The sequence below is a fragment of the Xenorhabdus eapokensis genome (assembly GCF_001908105.1).
Map to the genome: position 1 here is coordinate 266,367 of NZ_MKGQ01000001.1, position 18,523 is coordinate 284,889.

19 protein-coding genes are annotated in these 18,523 nt (G+C 39.3%); 10 read left to right on the top strand and 9 right to left on the bottom strand.

What is annotated here, in order from left to right; all coding sequences use genetic code 11:
• Positions 1-50 precede the first annotated feature (50 nt).
• Complete coding sequence (locus Xedl_RS01120; RefSeq protein ID WP_074022227.1) at positions 51-281, bottom strand: DNA polymerase III subunit theta; 231 nt, start codon at positions 279-281, stop codon at positions 51-53.
• Positions 282-616: 335 nt separating this feature from the next.
• Between Xedl_RS01120 and ftnA the strand changes: the two genes are divergently transcribed.
• From ftnA to htpX, 8 genes are all read left to right on the top strand, one after another.
• Positions 617-1,123 carry a non-heme ferritin gene (gene ftnA, locus Xedl_RS01125; RefSeq protein WP_074022228.1) on the top strand — a complete coding sequence of 169 codons (507 nt, stop codon included), beginning with the start codon at positions 617-619 and terminating at the stop codon, positions 1,121-1,123.
• A gap of 297 nt (positions 1,124-1,420) precedes the next feature.
• Complete coding sequence (gene copC / locus Xedl_RS01130) at positions 1,421-1,807, top strand: copper homeostasis periplasmic binding protein CopC (protein ID WP_074022229.1); 387 nt, start codon at positions 1,421-1,423, stop codon at positions 1,805-1,807.
• Positions 1,807-2,730 carry a copper homeostasis membrane protein CopD gene (copD, locus tag Xedl_RS01135; protein ID WP_074022230.1) on the top strand — a complete coding sequence of 308 codons (924 nt, stop codon included), beginning with the start codon at positions 1,807-1,809 and terminating at the stop codon, positions 2,728-2,730. The genes copC and copD overlap by 1 nt, the downstream gene beginning before the upstream one ends.
• Positions 2,731-2,815: 85 nt before the next feature.
• Positions 2,816-3,163, top strand: coding sequence for a YebY family protein (locus tag Xedl_RS01140; RefSeq protein WP_074022231.1), 348 nt, complete (start codon positions 2,816-2,818; stop codon positions 3,161-3,163).
• Positions 3,164-3,645: 482 nt separating this feature from the next.
• The gene (locus Xedl_RS01145; protein ID WP_074022232.1) at positions 3,646-4,143 is read left to right on the top strand and encodes a GAF domain-containing protein; all 498 of its coding nucleotides are present in this window, start codon (positions 3,646-3,648) and stop codon (positions 4,141-4,143) included.
• A gap of 95 nt (positions 4,144-4,238) precedes the next feature.
• A complete protein-coding gene (gene proQ, locus Xedl_RS01150; protein WP_074022233.1) occupies positions 4,239-4,949 on the top strand; it encodes an RNA chaperone ProQ in 711 nt (236 codons plus the stop codon).
• Between the two features lie 19 nt (positions 4,950-4,968).
• On the top strand, positions 4,969-7,065 hold the full coding sequence (gene prc, locus Xedl_RS01155) for a carboxy terminal-processing peptidase (protein ID WP_074022234.1): 2,097 nt from the start codon (positions 4,969-4,971) through the stop codon (positions 7,063-7,065).
• A 178-nt stretch (positions 7,066-7,243) separates the two neighbouring features.
• Positions 7,244-8,128, top strand: a complete 885-nt coding sequence (htpX, locus tag Xedl_RS01160; RefSeq protein WP_074022235.1) for a protease HtpX — start codon at positions 7,244-7,246, stop codon at positions 8,126-8,128.
• A gap of 154 nt (positions 8,129-8,282) precedes the next feature.
• On the opposite strand, the gene Xedl_RS01165 is transcribed toward htpX, so the two are convergent.
• The 3 genes from Xedl_RS01165 to hxpB form a co-directional block, all read right to left on the bottom strand.
• Positions 8,283-9,656: an L-cystine transporter gene (locus Xedl_RS01165; RefSeq protein ID WP_074022236.1), complete on the bottom strand. Its 1,374-nt coding sequence runs from the start codon at positions 9,654-9,656 to the stop codon at positions 8,283-8,285.
• A gap of 475 nt (positions 9,657-10,131) precedes the next feature.
• Positions 10,132-10,749, bottom strand: a complete 618-nt coding sequence (locus Xedl_RS01170; protein WP_074022237.1) for a metal-dependent hydrolase — start codon at positions 10,747-10,749, stop codon at positions 10,132-10,134.
• A gap of 192 nt (positions 10,750-10,941) precedes the next feature.
• Positions 10,942-11,607 carry a hexitol phosphatase HxpB gene (gene hxpB, locus Xedl_RS01175; protein ID WP_074022238.1) on the bottom strand — a complete coding sequence of 222 codons (666 nt, stop codon included), beginning with the start codon at positions 11,605-11,607 and terminating at the stop codon, positions 10,942-10,944.
• Positions 11,608-11,813: 206 nt separating this feature from the next.
• Between hxpB and Xedl_RS01180 the strand changes: the two genes are divergently transcribed.
• Positions 11,814-12,353: a YniB family protein gene (locus Xedl_RS01180; protein ID WP_074022239.1), complete on the top strand. Its 540-nt coding sequence runs from the start codon at positions 11,814-11,816 to the stop codon at positions 12,351-12,353.
• Between the two features lie 148 nt (positions 12,354-12,501).
• Here the strand turns inward: Xedl_RS01180 and Xedl_RS01185 are convergent, their stop codons facing one another.
• The 5 genes from Xedl_RS01185 to Xedl_RS01205 all read right to left on the bottom strand — a co-directional run bounded on the left by Xedl_RS01185 (position 12,502) and on the right by Xedl_RS01205 (position 17,085).
• Positions 12,502-13,365 carry a fructosamine kinase family protein gene (locus Xedl_RS01185; protein WP_074022240.1) on the bottom strand — a complete coding sequence of 288 codons (864 nt, stop codon included), beginning with the start codon at positions 13,363-13,365 and terminating at the stop codon, positions 12,502-12,504.
• Positions 13,366-13,497: 132 nt separating this feature from the next.
• A complete protein-coding gene (locus tag Xedl_RS01190) occupies positions 13,498-14,394 on the bottom strand; it encodes a metal ABC transporter permease (protein ID WP_074022241.1) in 897 nt (298 codons plus the stop codon).
• The gene (locus tag Xedl_RS01195; RefSeq protein WP_074022242.1) at positions 14,391-15,266 is read right to left on the bottom strand and encodes a metal ABC transporter permease; all 876 of its coding nucleotides are present in this window, start codon (positions 15,264-15,266) and stop codon (positions 14,391-14,393) included. Before Xedl_RS01195 ends, Xedl_RS01190 begins: the two co-directional genes overlap by 4 nt.
• A gap of 14 nt (positions 15,267-15,280) precedes the next feature.
• Positions 15,281-16,174: a manganese/iron ABC transporter ATP-binding protein gene (locus tag Xedl_RS01200; protein ID WP_074022243.1), complete on the bottom strand. Its 894-nt coding sequence runs from the start codon at positions 16,172-16,174 to the stop codon at positions 15,281-15,283.
• Positions 16,171-17,085 (bottom strand): metal ABC transporter substrate-binding protein, encoded by a 915-nt coding sequence (locus tag Xedl_RS01205; RefSeq protein WP_074022244.1) that lies wholly within the window; start codon positions 17,083-17,085, stop codon positions 16,171-16,173. The genes Xedl_RS01200 and Xedl_RS01205 overlap by 4 nt, the downstream gene beginning before the upstream one ends.
• A 295-nt stretch (positions 17,086-17,380) precedes the next feature.
• Here Xedl_RS01205 and Xedl_RS01210 point away from each other — a divergent pair, with 295 nt between their 5' ends.
• Positions 17,381-18,061 (top strand): transglycosylase SLT domain-containing protein, encoded by a 681-nt coding sequence (locus Xedl_RS01210; protein WP_074022245.1) that lies wholly within the window; start codon positions 17,381-17,383, stop codon positions 18,059-18,061.
• The last annotated feature ends 462 nt before the right edge of the window (positions 18,062-18,523 follow it).

Below are 18,523 nucleotides of genomic sequence, written 5' to 3' on the forward strand. Positions count from 1 at the left end.
GTTAAGATGTAACCACCCGCAAAGGGTGGTTATCCTTTTTTAGCATTCCTTCAACGACTTTTCGGTTCATAAGGCAGACGCGACAGTAATCTTGACTGCTGACGGTAGTGCTGTAAGCGTTGTTGGAAATAATCTCGCAAATGTGCAGGTTGTGATTGCTCAACAGTGTCAGGTATGACAGGCATGTTATAACGCTCTTTAAAAGCAACACCGGATGCTGCTAAATCAACATTGACCTTATCCATCTCATCTTTAGATAATTTGGCTAAGTTATATTCCATTTTGACCTCTCTGAAAGCGCATTTTTAATTTCTCTAAAAGAAAATTAATAGACTCTTTTTTGTTTAGCAAGTTGTTTTAAAAAGAGCAAAAATACATCTAATAAATATAAATAATATCAATTCTCATTTTTATTAAAAATGTTTTTTTGAATGCAATATTTAATTAAATAAAACTGATTCTTATTTTCTTGTAATTAATGAGATTTATTCTTGTTGAATATTGTAAATAAATCATTATTTATCAATAAATTATATATTTTTATTTTGTTTTTGTATTATGTGGTTTTAATTGGCATAATACGCAAAGTTTAATAATTTATTAGAAGGATTGGCCGATGTTAAAACAAGAAATGATCAAAAAATTAAATGAGCAATTAAATCTGGAATTTTATTCTGCGAATTTATACCTGCAAATGAGTGCATGGTGTAGTGATAAGGGATATGAAGGTGCAGCCGCGTTTTTAAAGACGCATTCACAGGAAGAAATGCAACATATGCAACGCTTGTTTGATTATTTGGGTGACACTGGTTCAATGCCTGTGTTGGGCGCTATTCAGGCTCCTCCTGTAGAATTCAAGTCTATCTCTGATGTGTTTAACCAGACTTATGAGCATGAAAAACTGATCACAGAAGAAATCAATAAACTTGCCCATGTAGCGATGACGACACAAGACTACTCCACTTTTAATTTCTTGCAGTGGTATGTTGCGGAGCAGCATGAAGAAGAAAAACTGTTCAAATCTATTTTGGACAAACTAGAGATGGTGGGTGAAAGTGGAAAAGCCCTGTTCTTGTTGGATAAAGATCTTAAGGGATTATCTGCGGCACCTGCACACGCCTGATACTTGCATTTTTCAACTTGAGCTTTGCCGGCTATTCGGCCAGTTAAAATCTACTGAGTAGAGAAAATAACCGGATAAATCAATTTGATCTGTTTTTCTATCGTAACTCCGTTTCTTTGTGTTTTTTCATACCTTGTGAAACTGGGGTTACGGTTCTCCCTCATTTATCCCCATTTTTGCGTAGTGCCTCACAGGTCAGGACATTACTCGTCTATTATCGCAGATTAAACAGATTTTTTAGTATAGAATCTCCCCTCAAGCATAAAAAATTCATCTACATATTAAAGGGTTATCTATATGTTTATTTTTAACATCCGTTCATTCTGGACCAAATTATCTGCTCTTGTGGTTCTGTTTGTCGGTATGTCTTGTCAGCAGGCTTTAGCCCATGCTCATTTGAAAGATCAGACTCCCGCAGAAAATACAACGGTTGAAGCAGCCCCACAAACTATCACCTTGAACTTTTCAGAACGTATTGAACTTGGATTCAGTAAGGTAAAATTGATTGGCCCTGAAAAGAGTGTCGTTAAAACAGGTAAATTAGAACTCGATTCTGAAACCAAAACCAGGTTAATCCTGCCAGTTGAAGGCAAACTTGCTACAGGAAAATACAGTGTTGATTGGAGTGTACTCTCTGTCGATGGTCATAAAACAAAAGGCGTTTATAGTTTTACCGTAAAATAATGATCTCTCTAGAGGCGCTATACGTATTCTGCCGTTTCTCTCATTTTGTGGTCGTCACATTAATGTTTGGCTTTAGCTTATTCACTGTAATGCTTGTTTCTGGTCATTTTTCACTCCTAATGAGAGAACGGTTAAAAGTTGGTGTTTTAATCTGCACTGTTCTGGCTTTGATAACCTCAATCATCTGGTTTTTTGTACAGGCTGGATTAATGGGGGATGGCTGGCACGATGTTTATGCTCTGGGTATCTGGCTAGCTGTTTTGGGAACCTCTTTTGGACAAGTATGGAAATGGCAGTTATTAGTTGCTGTACTTGCTGTTGGCGGACTGTTTCTTTCTAATATTAAGGTCAGAAATTTCCTGTTATTAGGTTGCTCGATCATTTTACTCTCAAGCCATGCTTTCATTGGGCATGCAGCCATGTATGAAGGCAGCATAGGGCTATTGCTCCAGGCCAATCAGATTATTCATTTACTTAGTGCAGGTTACTGGTTTGGTGGATTGTGGCCATTCTTACTGTGTCTGCAATTCTTGCGATTACGGCAATCAGCAGAAGCAAACTTATCGCCGAATGCGACTAACCTATATGCAGATAGCGTAACAGCCATGAGGAAATTCTCTCTTTATGGGCATTTTGCCGTGTTTCTGGTGATTGTGACTGGAATTATGAGTAGTGTGATTCTCATTCCAGGTTGGCCCATTTTCAGTCTGGCTCTGTCTGAATACCAATCCATGCTATGGTTAAAAATAGTTCTGGTTATAGGAATGGTTCTTTTGGCGTTGATTAACCGCTATATTTTAGTTCCCAAATTAAAGCAGAAAAGGTGCTATCAGCAATTGATAATCAATAGCTGGCTGGAAATTATTCTGGGTACAACCGCATTGTTATGTGTAGCAATTTTTGCAACGCAACCTCCTGCGTGATTATTGAATGGTTGGTGGAAATCTGGGTACATAAACAGGAAAATTAGCGATAAAATCACGGTATGTATCTATCAGGGGAAAGATAATGAAACGACTATTTTGGGCTTTGCCTCTTTTGCTTCTCTCTTTTCAAGGAGTTGCTGCACCAATAAAAACGATTAGTAAGTTACAGTTTGGCAAACAATGGGCATTTACTCGTGAAGAAGTTATGCTTGATTGTCGAGCAAATGGCGCGTTGTTTGTGATAAATCCCAGCACATTGATGCAGTATCCATTGAATGATCGAGCGACACAACTGATGCAAGCCAATAAAGTGATTGCATCATCATTAGATACAATCCTCTTAAATGATCCGGATCATCCTAATCAAAAAATGAGTATTAAGCCATTTCAGGAAGCGGCATTGGCTTTATGTGACTATTCATCCAACTGATAACGGTTAAAATTTGGTAAATAATTGTATATAAACTACGCTTTAGGCTGTAAGTTGTTCTACGTCTCAATGGCAACTTTTAGCGCAAGGCTCTTTGATAGAGCTATTTTCCCTGGGCCGAGTAGAGGAGTAAACTCGGCCTTTTTTTATTTCTTAGATGTATAATAAGTAAGTGAAAATAAAACAACCACTTAAAGTAACGATAAGGTGTTTTATCATAAAAATATGAACACAGGCACGTTTCTGGGTGTAAGTCAGGCGATCTTTTAAATAAGCTGTGATATATCCCTAAATTTTATAAGTGAATACTGGTAAAAATAATTAAAGAAAATTTAAATTCAGGCAGAGAGGCGGTATTCTGAAAGAAAATTTAAATCATAGTGACAGATTATGCTGAGAAATAGTCTGTTAAACATGGTAAGAATTTAGTGTAAAATCATTGTTTTTATTTTGTTAAATATTTGTCTATTGCGTAGGAGCTTATGGATAAGAATAAATTTTATCAAGAGTTAGCAGATGGTCTGATAGCACTGCTATCAGGGGAGTACGATCTTATCGCTTCTCTTGCTAATACAAGCGCATTGTTATATGAACGTTTGGAGCATGTTAATTGGGTTGGCTTTTATTTAGTCGATGCTGATACCCTGGTATTAGGGCCATTTCAGGGTAAGATCGCTTGCGTTCGTATTCCGGTAGGAAAAGGTGTATGTGGAACGGCTGTTGCAAATAAGTGTATACAGCGTATTTCTGATGTGCATGCTTTCCCTGGTCATATAGCCTGCGATGCCACCAGTAATGCTGAAATTGTACTTCCTTTAGAAATAAATGGGCAAGTTATTGGCGTTTTGGATATTGATAGCACGGTTTTTGATCGGTTTGACGAGAATGATGAAAATGGGCTGAAAGCGCTAGTTATCAGGCTTTGTAACCATTTAGAACAATGTGTTATGTCAAAATATCTACAACAGAACGTAACTTAACATACGTATAACGTGGCATTTATCAGCAACGCTATTATAATGTCGCCTGTTCATGCCTGCGCTGGTTGGCAAAACCGTTGTAATCAGGAAATTTCATGGAAAATCAACCTAAGTTGAACAGTAGTAAAGAAGTCATTGCTTTCTTGGCTGAGCGCTTCCCGCTTTGCTTTGTAGCAGAAGGTGAAGCACGTCCTTTGAAGATTGGGATCTTTCAGGACATCGTTGAACGTATTCAGGGCGAAGAGTGTTTGAGTAAAACACAGCTCCGTTCTGCTTTACGCTTGTATACCTCCAGTTGGCGCTATCTCTATGGTGTAAAAGAAGGAGCCCAGCGTGTCGACCTTGACGGGAACATGTGTGGTGAGCTGGAAATTGAACATATTGAACATGCGCGTCAGCAACTGGCAGAAGCGAAAGCGCGGGTACAGGCTCAACGATCTGAACAGAATGCTAAGAAACGTGAAACTGAAAACGTATCTGACAAGAAAAATGCACGCCCTGTGAATAAGAAACCGGTTCCTCGTCGTCAAAAGAGATCAGGTGATGGTGAAAAACGTCCAGTGCGTTCACAAAACCGCCCACAACAATCGCGTAAACCAGAAGATAAAACCATAAGAAAAATTGCACAACCTGAGTTAAACTCAGTCACTGACGTATCCTCTTTGAAAGTCGGTCAGACAATCAAAGTCAATGTAGGAAAAAGCTTAATGGATGCATCTGTGCTTGAAATTGCAAAAGATGGTGTCAGAGTGCAGTTACCTACTGGTTTAGCAATGATTGTACGCGCAGAACACTTAAAGTTCTGATACGGAGGCCAACTTGGGCATGAACAAACTCATTACATTGGCTTTCGTTTTAGGTCTATCATTTTCTAGTACAAGTTATGCTGATACTATTAATGGCAATGTTGCGAATGGTAGCCACGCTACTAACGCCAATGTTATTAATGGTCACAATACGGCTGTTATCAGCCTGAGCCAGTTACCAGATTTAAAACCGGAACCACAGCACCCCACAGTAAGTAAGCGGATTGTTTCCCGCTTTCTGCGTTCTCATTATCGCCAGTTTTATCTGGATGCCGATTTTTCAGGAAAAATTTTTGATCGTTACCTGAATCAACTGGATTATGGACACAATGTTTTTTTAGCATCTGATGTCGCGCAATTCGCGGTACAAAAGGGAAAATTAGGAAAAGAGCTTGAAAATGGCGATCTAAAACTTCCGTATGATCTATTTAATCTGATGCAAAAGCGTCGCTTTGAACGCTATCAATATGTGCTCACTCGCTTAGAGCAACCCGTTGATTTAAACGATCATGACACCATTGAAACCGACCGTATCAAAGCATCATGGCCAAAAAATGTTGAAGAGTTGAATAGGCTTTGGGATGCTAAAATCAAATTTGATTGGATAAGCCTCAAGTTATCCGGCAAAGACGATAAAGAAATCAAAGAAACTCTGACTAAACGCTATCGAACGTTATTAAAACGTCTCACACAAACCAAGAGTGAGGATGTTTTTCAAAGCATTATGATGGCTTTTGCCCGTGAAATAGATCCCCATACCAGTTATCTCTCACCTCGTGATACAGAACAGTTTAATTCAGAGATGAGCTTGTCTCTTGAAGGCATCGGTGCTGTTTTACAATATGATGATGAGTATGTTTCCATTCGTTCATTGCTTGCAGGTGGTCCAGCGGCTAAAAGCAACCTACTGAAAGTTGACGATAAAATTATTGGTGTTGGACAGGTAGGCAAGCCAATTGTTGATGTTGTTGGATGGCGTTTAGAAGATGTCGTGGCGCTTATCAAAGGGCCGAAGGGGAGTAAAGTCCGCCTTGAAATCATTCCAAGTACGAAAGGGGCAAAAAACCACATAGTTACCTTAACCCGTGAGAATATCCGCCTTGAAGATAACGCTGTTAAGATGTCGGTGAAAACGGTAGGGAAGGAGAAGGTCGGTGTCCTGGATATACCAAGTTTCTATGTCGGTTTGACTAACGATGTAAAAGTGCAGTTACAGAAACTCACTAAACAGGGGGTTGCCTCGGTTGTTATCGATTTGCGTGGCAATGGTGGTGGAGCACTAACAGAAGCTGTATCGTTATCTGGCTTATTTATTCCTACTGGTCCCATTGTTCAGGTTCGGGACAATACCGGCAGAGTGAAAGTGGAGGCCGATACAGATGAAGCAATATACTATAAAGGTCCTCTGGTTGTCCTGATTGACAATAGAAGTGCTTCTGCATCTGAAATCTTTGCGGCTGCGATGCAAGATTATGGTCGTGGATTAATTGTGGGAGAGCCTTCTTTCGGTAAAGGTACAGTTCAGCAATACCGCCCTTTGAATCGCATTTATGATCAAATGCTAGGACCTGAGTGGCCTGAAATTGGTTCTGTACAATACACGATCCAGAAATTCTATCGGATAAATGGTGGTAGTACCCAGCTTAAGGGGGTAACGCCTGATATAATAATGCCGACAGGGGAAGGGCCTTCTGAAATAGGGGAAAGCCAAGAGGATAATGCGTTACCTTGGGACAGCATTCAACCTGCACATTATACTTCTTCGAAAGTGATTTCAGAGTTAGCACCGCTACTGATTAAGCAGCATAATCAACGGATTGTTAATGATCCTGAGTTTAAATATATCAAGCAGGATATTGCTTACTATAAAGTCATCAAAGAACGTAAGGGTGTTTACTCCTTGAACTATGCTCAAAGAGAGAAAGAAAACAAGGAATACGAAACAATTAAATTGAATAGTCTTAATGAACGTTTTAAACGAGAAGGTAAAAAAACGCTCAAGTCGCTTGATGATTTGTCAAAAGATTATAAAGGGCCAGATCCTTACTTAGAGGAATCTGTAAAAATCGCTCTGGATTTGGCGCATCAGCCTGCTGAAATGGCTGTAACGAGATAGTCTTAAAATTCGTTATAGATAAAAGGCCGGCTTGGTAGTCGGCCTTTTTTGTATATTGTAAAGTTATGTTGTTTCTATCACTTAACGTCTTAAAAAACTTGAATAATATGGGAGTAGCCCCCATTTTATGGCTTAACTCTTAGTTGAACTGTTTGATAATTAAAGGAAGCAAATTTATATGATGAGAATCGCCTTATTCCTTCTCACAAACCTTGCTGTCATGGTGGTGTTTGGAATAATACTTTCACTTACAGGAGTTCAGCGGGGCAGTGTTGCTGGTCTCATGATTATGGCCGGTTTGTTTGGTTTTGGTGGTGCATTCATTTCTTTGTTAATGTCGAAATGGATGGCTTTGCGTTCTGTTGGTGGTCAGGTTATTGAAAAACCTGCCAATGAAACTGAAGCCTGGTTGATGGAAACTGTACGTCGTCAGGCGGATCAAGTTGGAATTACTATGCCACAAGTGGCTATCTATGATGCCTTGGATATTAACGCATTTGCTACCGGGGCACGCCGTAATGCGTCTCTGGTTGCTGTTAGTACAGGGCTACTGAATAATATGAGCCGTGATGAAGCTGAAGCCGTTATTGCCCATGAAATTAGCCATATTGCTAATGGTGATATGGTGACGATGACATTGTTACAGGGTATTGTGAATACATTCGTTATCTTTATTTCACGTATCATTGCACAGGCCGCTGCAAGTTTCCTATCCAGCAGCGATGATGAAAGTGAAAGCAGCAGCAATGGTAATCCAATCGTCTACATGGTGATTTCCATGGTGTTGGAGATCGTATTTGGTATTCTGGCAAGTATTATTACCATGTGGTTCTCCCGTTACCGTGAATTTCATGCAGATGCAGGATCAGCGAAATTAGTTGGCCGCGAAAAGATGATTGCAGCATTGCAACGTCTTAAGACCAGTTATGAACCTCAGGAAGAGGGGAGAATGATGGCATTCTGTATTAATGGCAAAGCTAAGAGTTTCAGTGAGTTGTTCTTATCTCATCCGCCATTGGATAAGCGTATTGAAGCCCTTCGTAGCGGTGAATATATAAAGTAATGCCATTAGTTTCTAATAACCAATACTAATAGATAAAAAGCCAAGATTCATTATGATTCTTGGCTTTATTTAATCTCCAGAGAAAATGCAGGTTAGTGGCAGTATGTTTTCTCTGGTTTATTTCGTCAGCTTTTGAATTAAGATTGGTTTAATACTACTTTTCGTCTTGTTCAAACACCTCTTTATTGGTTTTTTTCATCAATTGACTGGTGATTGTGCCTGCCGCCATAGCGCCATTAACATTTAATGCTGTACGTCCCATGTCGATCAAAGGCTCAACAGAAATAAGCAGTGCCACTAAGGTAACAGGTAAACCCATGGCAGGTAAAACAATCAATGCTGCAAATGTTGCGCCACCACCAACACCAGCCACCCCCGCAGAACTGATAGTCACAATTCCTATAAGGGTTGCAATCCATAAAGGATCAAAGGGGTTAATACCTACGGTTGGCGCCACCATCACTGCTAACATCGCGGGATAAATGCCAGCACAGCCATTTTGCCCTATAGTTGCGCCGAAAGAAGCGGAGAAACTGGCAATAGACTCAGGTACACCGAGGCGACGAGTTTGTGTTTCAACATTCAGGGGAATACTTGCAGCGCTTGAACGGCTGGTAAATGCAAATGTCAGTACGGGACCGGCTTTTTTAAAGAACTTCAGAGGATTGATACCCGTAAATGCCAGAAGAGCGCCATGTACTACAAACATCAGACCAAGGGCGATGTAGGAAGCAACAACAAAACTACCTAATTGAGTAATATCATTGATATTAGAACTGGCAACAACTTTGGTCATTAAAGCCATCACACCGTATGGAGTGAGACCCATAACTAACCTAACCAGCTTCATTGCCCATGCTTGCAGAGTATCAATAGCAACGAGCGCTCGTTTACCGTGCTCCTGATCATCTTTATTCATTTGTAGTGCAGCGATGCCTAAAAATGCTGCAAAAATTACCACACTAATAATGGAAGTAGGGCGTGCTCCTGTTAGGTCAGCAAAGGGATTTTTAGGGATAAAGGAAAGAATGATCTGAGGCACACTCATATCTGCAACTTTGCCAATATAGTTGCTTTCAATTGCTAATAAACGAGCAGTTTCTTGAGAGCCCTGAATAAGTCCTGCTGCACTTAGCCCAAACAAATTGGCGATTGCAATGCCGATTAAAGCGGAAATCGCGGTAGTAAACAGTAATGTACCAATGGTAAAAAAGCTAATCTTTCCTAAGGAAGAGGCTTTATGTAAACGGGCAACGGCACTTAGGATAGAAGCAAAAACCAACGGCATAATAACCATTTGTAGCAATTGTACATAACCATTACCGACAATATTGAACCATTTAATTGATTCTTTTACGGTAAGATTATCTGTTCCATAAATGACGTTTAATGCTAGTCCAAAAATGACACCTACGACTAGAGCCACAAGAACTTTTTTGGACAAGCTCCACTTATTTGAGCTCGTTTTTGCTAATAGAATAAGCAGTGCTACAAAAACCAGCACGTTGATGATGAGTGGTAAATTCATCCCCAGTCTCCCCAAATGATATACCCTTTATATTTCGAGTTGCGGTATGCAGCTTGGAATATATAGATACCAGTGTATTTATGTATGAAATATATTTTTTGCATGATATGCAATCGATCTCGGTGATGAAAAATATACTTTTTCTCTCAGTTTACTGATTTTAAAGTGTATTTAAATTTAAAATTGATCGAAGACATCCATGAAATGCTTAAGAGGGAATATTATCAGTATAAGAAGACTCTTTCTTATAATTAAAAGGAATTTAATATAATTATTTTTTACTAGCTAATTCAATTGGTTATATATTAATGCATTTGCGTTTGTTTTTTGTTCAGACACGGTTATTGATGTTATATATTGGCATGTTAAAAAGATTTTTTGAAGGCGGCGAGAAGTGACTAAAAATTGTTTATATTTTTCGGGTAACCCCATCTGCAAATGGGGTTACGATATTGGTTATATGTGAATTGAACAGCTATTTGTAGAAATTCTGTAGCTTATCAGCAAGTAATTTATCAAGCTGTATTTTGTCCAATTGTAATTTGTCGAACTGTAATTTGTCCAAATAGTCAGCAAATGAGAAATTTGAGAAATTAATGTGTTGTGGAAGAATAATAGCGATCACCACGATCAGTACGGCAATAAAACGTTCGGCTTTTTTACGTTCCTTACCTCTAAGAATAGGCAAACAAAAACGTATTCTTAGCGGCCATAATAGTGGAATACCGGCGGGAGTAAGCATGTCAGCAATAAGATGGCTGATATAACCGATAACCATTGCATGGACAAAATCAGTTGGAATGAGCCAATTGGCAGGTATTTCAGTCTGGAATAAAGTAACCCCCACGAGCAGAGCCAATAAACTATGTGTAAATCCACGATGTCCACACAATCGTGCGATGGGAATGGATATAAAGCGGAACAATCTGCCTAAGGTTGAACTTGGATGGTCGATATCTGGTAACAATGAAGCCAGAAGTACGCCGGGAAGCATATGTAACCAGTCTCCCTGTGCTATTTCTGGTGTGATTTCTAGCTGGTGAGCCAATACAAGGCTGGCAACGGAAAAAAGAAGATGCCCTTCTGCTGTCATAACGATTTATACTAATTATTTATGCTGATTGCTGTTTATACATACAGTGAGGCAGTATAGAGGGTTTTGCCTGAGGAAGATAGAGGTAACCAGGAAAATTTTTCAAACTGTGGTTTGATTGAAGGGGAAGGTTGATATTTGCGCTGCCATATACAGAAAAATAAGTATTAAAGAATGGCAGCGTGGGGACTATTAAGTAATATTTTCTGGTGTTAATTTTTCCAGAGAATTCAGTTTGATGTCAGCCAGTGACCAACGGGGATCATCGAAATGGTGAGCGGCAGGGACGACAATAGAGCGCATTCTTGCTGCCTTGGTTGCTATCATACCGTTAAATGAATCTTCCAACGTAAGACAGTTAATTGGATTGACTCCAAGTTGACTGGCTGCCAGCAAATAAACTTCGGGATGTGGTTTGCTGTAAGGTAAGTGTGCAGCAGAAACGACAACATCGAAGTAATGTCGTAAATTAAACAATTCGAGCACTTTTTCGATCATTTCATCGGGTGAGGCGGAGGCCAGACCGATTCTTAACCCACGTTCGCTACAGAGATTTAAAGCATGTTCCACTCCAGGTAGCAAAGGGCGGTTTTTTTCAACTGATTGAACGACATAATTGATGACACGTTGCTCAACTTCATGTTTGGAGGTGCCTTGCCAAGGTGATGCTTGATACCATAGTTCAACAACTTGATCGATTCGTAACCCCAATGTGTCAGGTAGGTTTTTTGCTAAATTTAAATCTAGCCCTAATTCACTGAATACACTTTTTTCTCCCTGTTTCCAATAAGGTTCAGAATCAATCAGTAAACCATCCATATCAAAAATGGCGGCTTCCATAGATAAACAAAATGACATCTCAAATCTCTCCGCGATGATAACAGTGATTAAAGGGGTTTAATTGTAACAATTCCAATAAATTAAATCTCGTTATGTTGGATAGCAAAGAAAGAGATAGTTTCATCGGTAACGTAAAATAATGACTCCGTAAATAGGATTAAAGTTGGTGCTTTATGAGCTATCATTGAGTAAAAATAAAATTATTTATGTCAATGGAGAATGTCATGACGTATCGACAAGCCAGATATGTAGCTATCGTTAAGCGAATCTTGGGCTGGATTATTTTTGTACCCTCCCTGTTGTCGACTTTTGTTTCAGTGATTAACTTAGCCGCATGGCAGCATGGTGCTAAAGATGGCATTAACGCGGTATTGAATGATTTTTTTCAGATGATGACAGAAGTGATTAAATTTAACACACCATTTTTAGATTTTTTCTGGAAGCATTCTCCAACGCCTGATCGTATTGCCGGAATTACTGGGGAAAATGTCAGTTTTCTCGTCATTTATATTCTGATGTTTGTGGGCTTGGCAATGAGTGCATCTGGCTTGAGAATATATCGTCAATTTAAATTCATCAAAGAACGTGTTGAAGATCAAATGATTTTTGAACACGCGAGGGAAAGTGGGATAACCAAGGAACAATTGGTGGCTAAAATTGAGTTCCCCCGCCATTCTTTATTTAGCCAGATTTTTATCCTTTACATATCACCAATTATTATCGGTGCAATTGCTTACTTCTTATTTAGATTTTTAGGGTGGTAATGTAACTAAATGATAGTTAATAACAGCGCAAGGATGCTCTATACAGTATTTGATCTAAAATAAATTTATATTTTTAATATAATGAATTTTGTTTTTGGGTGATTAGTTATCAATCATTAAATATGATACTAATCAGGTTTTTCCATACTTATTTAGATAAAAGCTTATCAATAATCTTTTGTATTAAAATGACATTCTCTCCGCCAAAAATGTTACATCTATTTAACAAATAGTAAAGTTGGTAAATAGGTTGACGCTCAAGGAAATCTTTAGGTAATGGCCAGACACTCTGGTATCCATCAAATATTTGTAAAGGAAGATCTGGGTAAAGTGGCAGCATCGCCAGATCACATTCACGATCCCCCCAATAGCAGGCAGGATCAAAAGTGACAGCACAATTATCATTCAACGATGCACAGTTCATAGGCCATAAATCGCCATGCAAGAGAGAGGGTTGGGGGTGATGATGGTGTAGTTTGTCACTGATTACTTGAACAATTTGGTTAATATTGCCAAATACCATTCCCTTATCAGCAGCAAGTTGCAACTGCCATCCGATGCGTTTTTCGGCATAGAAATGATCCCAGCGCTTTTGCCATCCGTTAGGTTGTATGGTGGTTGCTAGCATGTTATCAAAATCAAAACCAAATTTAGGTTGTTCACTCCATTGATGTAGCTTCGCAAGATGTTGACCAAAAAGATACGCACTGTGCGCGTTAAATGGTTTTACAGGCAGATGCTCCAGTAACAGGAAGCTATAGTTGCGGTCGTGGCCTACACCATAAACATCAGGAACACGGGTTGTTTTGCTACGAGCCAGTAATTCCAGTTGTTCTGCTTCTGCTTTAAAAATTGGCAGCATTTCTTTTACATTGGATTTGATAAAGATATGTTGTTCACCATATTTAATGTGCCAGGCACGGTGAATATCGCCTCCTGCCAGTTCCTCTTTATCGTGAATTTCAGCGTCACCAAAATGCTCACTTAATAGACGGATCACTGTTTGCCACATGCTTCACCTCATTAAGCTGACAGTTGCTTTGTTTATATTACAGACAGATGTAACATTTGAACAGGATAAAAGGAATTTTAATAGGAATTAATGAGGCCATATCTTAAATCTGATATGGCACTCTATTATTTTTTAATTTGATTTTTCTGGAATTGATGCCTCTTGGGAAGAGATTTTTTCAAATGTTTCTTTGTTTGCTTTCTTGTAAGCTAATTTTATTTGGTCATAAATAAGAGCAATAGTAAAGAAAATTGCCTGAATGATGACGATACAGGGGCCTGTTTCACCATCAATATGGAAGCTAATGATTGTGCCAAGTACGCTGGATGATATAGAAGCAACCATTGCCACAATCAGCATACGATCAAAGCTCCGGCAAAGCATAAAAGCGATAATACCGGGAGAGATTAACATCGCAATGACCAGGATAATACCGACGGCCTGCAACGATGCGACAATTGTTAGTGCCAACAGCGATAATAATCCGTAATGGAGCAGTTTTACGGGAAGACCAACCACTCGTGCCTGATTGGGGTCGAAGCAATAGAGCATAAAATCTTTTCTCTTTAGCAACATAATGGCCAGTGTGATCCCTGCAATACACAGTGTTTGGAGCAATTCATACCGGGTAATGCCGAGTATGCTGCCGAATAAAATGTGTGTCAGGTGTTGATCCGTATCTATACGAGTAAACAGGACTAACCCAAATGCAAACATACCTGAAAAAACAATCCCCATGACGGTATCTTCTTTGATTCGGCTATGTTCTTTTAGATATCCTGTAGCGAATGCACAAGATATACCAGAAAGGAAAGCACCTATTGCAAGTGGTATGCCCGCTACAAAAGCGAGCACGATACCTGGCAAAACAGCATGGGAAATAGCATCTCCCATCAATGACCAACCTTTTAAGACCAGATAACAAGAAAGTACAGCACAAACAGCGCCTACCATCATGGCAGCATAGATGGCTCGTCGCATAAACTCATGCATGAAAGGTTCAGTAATTAATTCAATAAATGTGTTCATGGGCGCTGTTCCTGAATCAATGCCAGAGATTCCTTTCTGGCGCGTCTGCGAGAGGCCAACATGCCATGTTTAGGGGCAAAAAAGAACGCAAGTAAGAAAATTACTGTTTGCATGGTGACAATGACTCCCCCAGTTGCACCATTGAGGAAATAGCTCACATATGCACCGATACCACTTGTGAGTGAACCGATGGCGACGGCAATAATCAACAAATGTTTAAATCTATCTGTTAATAAATAGGCAGTTGCACCAGGCGTTACAACCATTGCGATAACCAAGATAGCGCCTACTGTCTGTAATGCAGCAACAGTACAAGCACTTAATAAAGTGAAGAAAATGATTTTCAATCGTAACGGTGATAACCCAATAGAGCGAGCGTGGGTTTCATCAAAGAAGACAACCAATAGATCTTTCCAAAGTACCATTAAGGTAATGAAGGAAACTGCAATAATGATTTCAACTTGTAAAACATCTTCATCGGCAATTCCCAGAATATTGCCTAAAATAATGGTTTGTACATTCACGGATGTAGGGTTTAAAGAAACGATCAATAATCCGACAGCAAAAAAAGTGGAGAATATAAAACCGATCACCGCATCTTCACGTAGCCGAGTAATATGACGTACCAATGTCATTGATAATGCAGCGAGCATCCCTGTAAAAAAAGCACCACCAGCGTAAGGTAAACCGAGAGCATATGCACCTGCCACACCGGGCACAACAGAGTGGGAGAGGGCATCCCCCATCAGCGACCAACCTTTTAGCATCAAATAAGCAGATAAGAAAGCACACACAGCCCCAACAATGGTACTTACCCACATGGCTTTCACCATGTAGTTGTAACTGAATGGTTGTAAAAGCAGTTCCATCATGGTTGATTTTCCTTTTATTTGGGGTTTTGTCGCGGTGGAATATGATGATTATGCCCATAAAAGACGGCAGCACGCTCATCATCGGTGATGACTGTCAGCGAACGTGGATCATCATCTTTATGCAGTTCAGGAGCGGAAAGATTAATATGACGCAAGACGCCACCGAAGGTAATTTCCAGATTTTTTTGAGTAAATGTGTTTTCAGTTCGGCCACTTGCAAGCACTGTGCGGTTGATCAAAATAACGTGATCGCAAAATTCAGGTACACTGCCAAGGTTATGCGTTGATACTAAGACCAAATGCCCTTCGTCACGTAAATCACGCAGTAAGTCAATAATGGCATTTTCTGTTTTAACATCCACTCCGGTAAAAGGCTCATCCAGTAGCAAAACTTTCCCTTCCTGAGCTAATGCACGGGCTAAAAATGCGCGTTTTTTCTGACCACCGGAAAGCTCACCAATTTGCCGATCGCGTAACTCTGCCAGTCCGACACGTTCAAGGGCTTTATTGACAATTTCATGATCACGCTTGCTAGGGCGGCGTAAAAATCCCATTTTTCCATAGCGTCCCATCATTACAACATCGGAAACCAGAACCGGAAAATTCCAATCTACATCCTCAGTTTGAGGAACGTATGCGATGATATTTTGTTTTAATGCCGCTTTGATAGGTTGATCGTTGAGGGTAACCTTTCCTTGTGAAGGTGTTATTAATCCCATAATTGTTTTAAATAATGTGGATTTGCCGCTGCCATTCATGCCTACCAGCGCACAAATTGTGCCGCCGGTAATGTCAAAACTGGCATCATAGATAGCGGTATGCCCATTGTTGTAAGTGACAGTGGCGTTATCCACAATTAAATGAGGATGCTCAAATAACAGTTGGGGGTTTAATGATAAGCGATTCATTGATTAAATCCTTTTGCGATAGTGTCTACAGTCGTGTTAAGTAGATCAATATAAGTTGGAACCGGTCCTTTTTGAGTGGAAAGGGAATCTACATAAAGTACCCCGCCGTAATTTGCTCCTGTTTCTTTGCTGACCTGTCTTGCTGGTTTATCTGAAACAGTGCTTTCACTGAAGACAACTGGGATCTTATTGGCTCTGACTGTATCAATGACGCGGCGAACCTGTTGTGGGGAACCTTGTTCCTCAGCATTAATTGGCCATAAGTAGACTTCTTTGAAATCATAGTCTTGTGTGAGATAGCTGAAAGCTCCTTCACTGGTTACCAGCCAGCGTTGTTCTTCAGGAATACGAGAAAGACGCTCTCTAAGAGGTGCATCCAATAGAGCTATTTTTTCTGCATAAACTTTGGCATTACGATTATAAATTTCGGCATTCTCAGGATCGTATTTGACAAAAGCTTTGCGGATATTTTCGATATAGATCAGCGCATTCTTTGGTGACATCCAGGCATGAGGGTTAGGATTTTTATTGTAAGGACCTTCACGAATCGGTAAAGGAGTAATACCTTCGGTTATAACCGCAGCAGGTATGTCTTGCATGTTTTCAAAGAAGCGTTCGAACCAGCGTTCTAAATTTAAGCCATTCCAGAGGATAAGGTCTGCACGCTGTGCTTTGATGATATCTTTGGGGGTGGGCTGATAATCATGGATTTCTGCACCAGGTTTAGTGATTGACTCAACAATTGCTGCGTCTCCTGCGACATTTTGAGCCATATCTTGAATAATAGTAAATGTTGTAACCACCCTGAATTTTTTATCTGCATGAGCTTGCTGGCTGAATAGCACCGTTGTGAATAGAACAAGGATCAGATTAACTATCGGAAAAGCAGAGAGAGAACGCTTTTTATTCATTATGGTAAACCTTACTTGTTGTACATATAATTGTTGATAATGATTATCAGTATCGTTTGTGTAAAGTCAAGGTGATAGCGAACGAAATTGATGATAAATGCGATAAATACTCCTTAAATTTCTACTAATTGATATAGCAACGACGCATTTCATACGAACAAAAAAACAGTATGTTGTCTACAGTTAGGCGTGAGTATTAAAGGAATTCATTTTGATAAACGATAGAAAAATATTTTTGGTTTATCAGTAAAATTATATATGCTTTATAAGGCTAATTTTATTTGGGGGAAACAGCGTGAAATTAAAACTCCGTTACATTGCGGTGGCACTGTTATTGTCAGGATGTGCAAGCCAGCAAGTATACCAATCAGACAGTAATAAACAAACAACAGTAAAACGTATGCTTGATGGCAATAAGGCTGCGTTTGGTACTCGTAAATTGACAAATAGGTTTAAATCCACTCCATTTGATGGTTTTATTGCGCAAGCTGCAAAACGTTATAGTGTTGATGAAACGCTTATCAAGGCAATTATTCAGGTGGAATCAGATTTTCGCCCAGAGGTTGTTAGTAAATCGAATGCCGTTGGGCTAATGCAGATTAAGGCGTCTACGGCTGGGCGAGATGCTTACCGAGTGAAAGGAAAATCAGGGCAACCAACCATGCGTGAATTGAAAGATCCTGAAACTAACATCGACCTTGGTACAGCCTATATCAGCATCTTGAAAAAACAGCATTTGGACGGTATCTCCAATCCAGAAACACTGTACTATGCAACGATAGTTGCCTATGTAAATGGTGCAGGAGCATTGCTGCGAACGTTTGATGCAAACCGGACTTTGGCAATTAATAAAATTAATAGAATGACACCGAATGAGTTTTATCAATATATCCAAAATAATCACCCTGCACCACAGGCTCCACGTTATTTATGGAAAGTTAAAAATGCTTATCGTGCTTTAGGTGTAGCTTATTAATTGCAATCTGTAATTTTTCATTAGAAGAAACCTGATAGTCTATTTTTTGAATAAAATTGTCTGTTCAATAAAAATAATTATTAGACGATAAAAAAGTAAATTGAATTAATTGGATGTAAGAGGCATTTTATATGGTGGTTAACATTCAGGTATTATTCAAGAAATAAACATAAAAATGCTCTCCATGCTCCAGATAAACCAGAAGAAAGATTGCCAATGGTAATTATTAGAAAAATAAAATCATAAAAACTGATTGATATTTATAATTATATTAGGTTGTCTTTATATAAAAATATTTAGTAATAGGTAGATACGGATTTTACTTAATTAATTATTGCAATCTTAAATTTCTGTTAAGTAGTGTAAATAAGATTTCATAATAGCGCTACACTCCTTTTTTTCATGCCCGGTTTTTGATGTGATGAATATGATCCCAAAAATTCATCGACATCTTTGAGCAAC

Bases quoted from the DNA above. Each gene is read 5' to 3' on its own strand.
- Xedl_RS01120 (WP_074022227.1), bottom strand. From the start codon at position 281: ATGGAATATAACTTAGCCAAATTATCTAAAGATGAGATGGATAAGGTC.
- ftnA (WP_074022228.1), top strand. From the start codon at position 617: ATGTTAAAACAAGAAATGATCAAAAAATTAAATGAGCAATTAAATCTG.
- copC (WP_074022229.1), top strand. From the start codon at position 1,421: ATGTTTATTTTTAACATCCGTTCATTCTGGACCAAATTATCTGCTCTT.
- copD (WP_074022230.1), top strand. From the start codon at position 1,807: ATGATCTCTCTAGAGGCGCTATACGTATTCTGCCGTTTCTCTCATTTT.
- Xedl_RS01140 (WP_074022231.1), top strand. From the start codon at position 2,816: ATGAAACGACTATTTTGGGCTTTGCCTCTTTTGCTTCTCTCTTTTCAA.
- Xedl_RS01145 (WP_074022232.1), top strand. From the start codon at position 3,646: ATGGATAAGAATAAATTTTATCAAGAGTTAGCAGATGGTCTGATAGCA.
- proQ (WP_074022233.1), top strand. From the start codon at position 4,239: ATGGAAAATCAACCTAAGTTGAACAGTAGTAAAGAAGTCATTGCTTTC.
- prc (WP_074022234.1), top strand. From the start codon at position 4,969: ATGAACAAACTCATTACATTGGCTTTCGTTTTAGGTCTATCATTTTCT.
- htpX (WP_074022235.1), top strand. From the start codon at position 7,244: ATGATGAGAATCGCCTTATTCCTTCTCACAAACCTTGCTGTCATGGTG.
- Xedl_RS01165 (WP_074022236.1), bottom strand. From the start codon at position 9,656: ATGAATTTACCACTCATCATCAACGTGCTGGTTTTTGTAGCACTGCTT.
- Xedl_RS01170 (WP_074022237.1), bottom strand. From the start codon at position 10,749: ATGACAGCAGAAGGGCATCTTCTTTTTTCCGTTGCCAGCCTTGTATTG.
- hxpB (WP_074022238.1), bottom strand. From the start codon at position 11,607: ATGTCATTTTGTTTATCTATGGAAGCCGCCATTTTTGATATGGATGGT.
- Xedl_RS01180 (WP_074022239.1), top strand. From the start codon at position 11,814: ATGACGTATCGACAAGCCAGATATGTAGCTATCGTTAAGCGAATCTTG.
- Xedl_RS01185 (WP_074022240.1), bottom strand. From the start codon at position 13,365: ATGTGGCAAACAGTGATCCGTCTATTAAGTGAGCATTTTGGTGACGCT.
- Xedl_RS01190 (WP_074022241.1), bottom strand. From the start codon at position 14,394: ATGAACACATTTATTGAATTAATTACTGAACCTTTCATGCATGAGTTT.
- Xedl_RS01195 (WP_074022242.1), bottom strand. From the start codon at position 15,266: ATGATGGAACTGCTTTTACAACCATTCAGTTACAACTACATGGTGAAA.
- Xedl_RS01200 (WP_074022243.1), bottom strand. From the start codon at position 16,174: ATGAATCGCTTATCATTAAACCCCCAACTGTTATTTGAGCATCCTCAT.
- Xedl_RS01205 (WP_074022244.1), bottom strand. From the start codon at position 17,085: ATGAATAAAAAGCGTTCTCTCTCTGCTTTTCCGATAGTTAATCTGATC.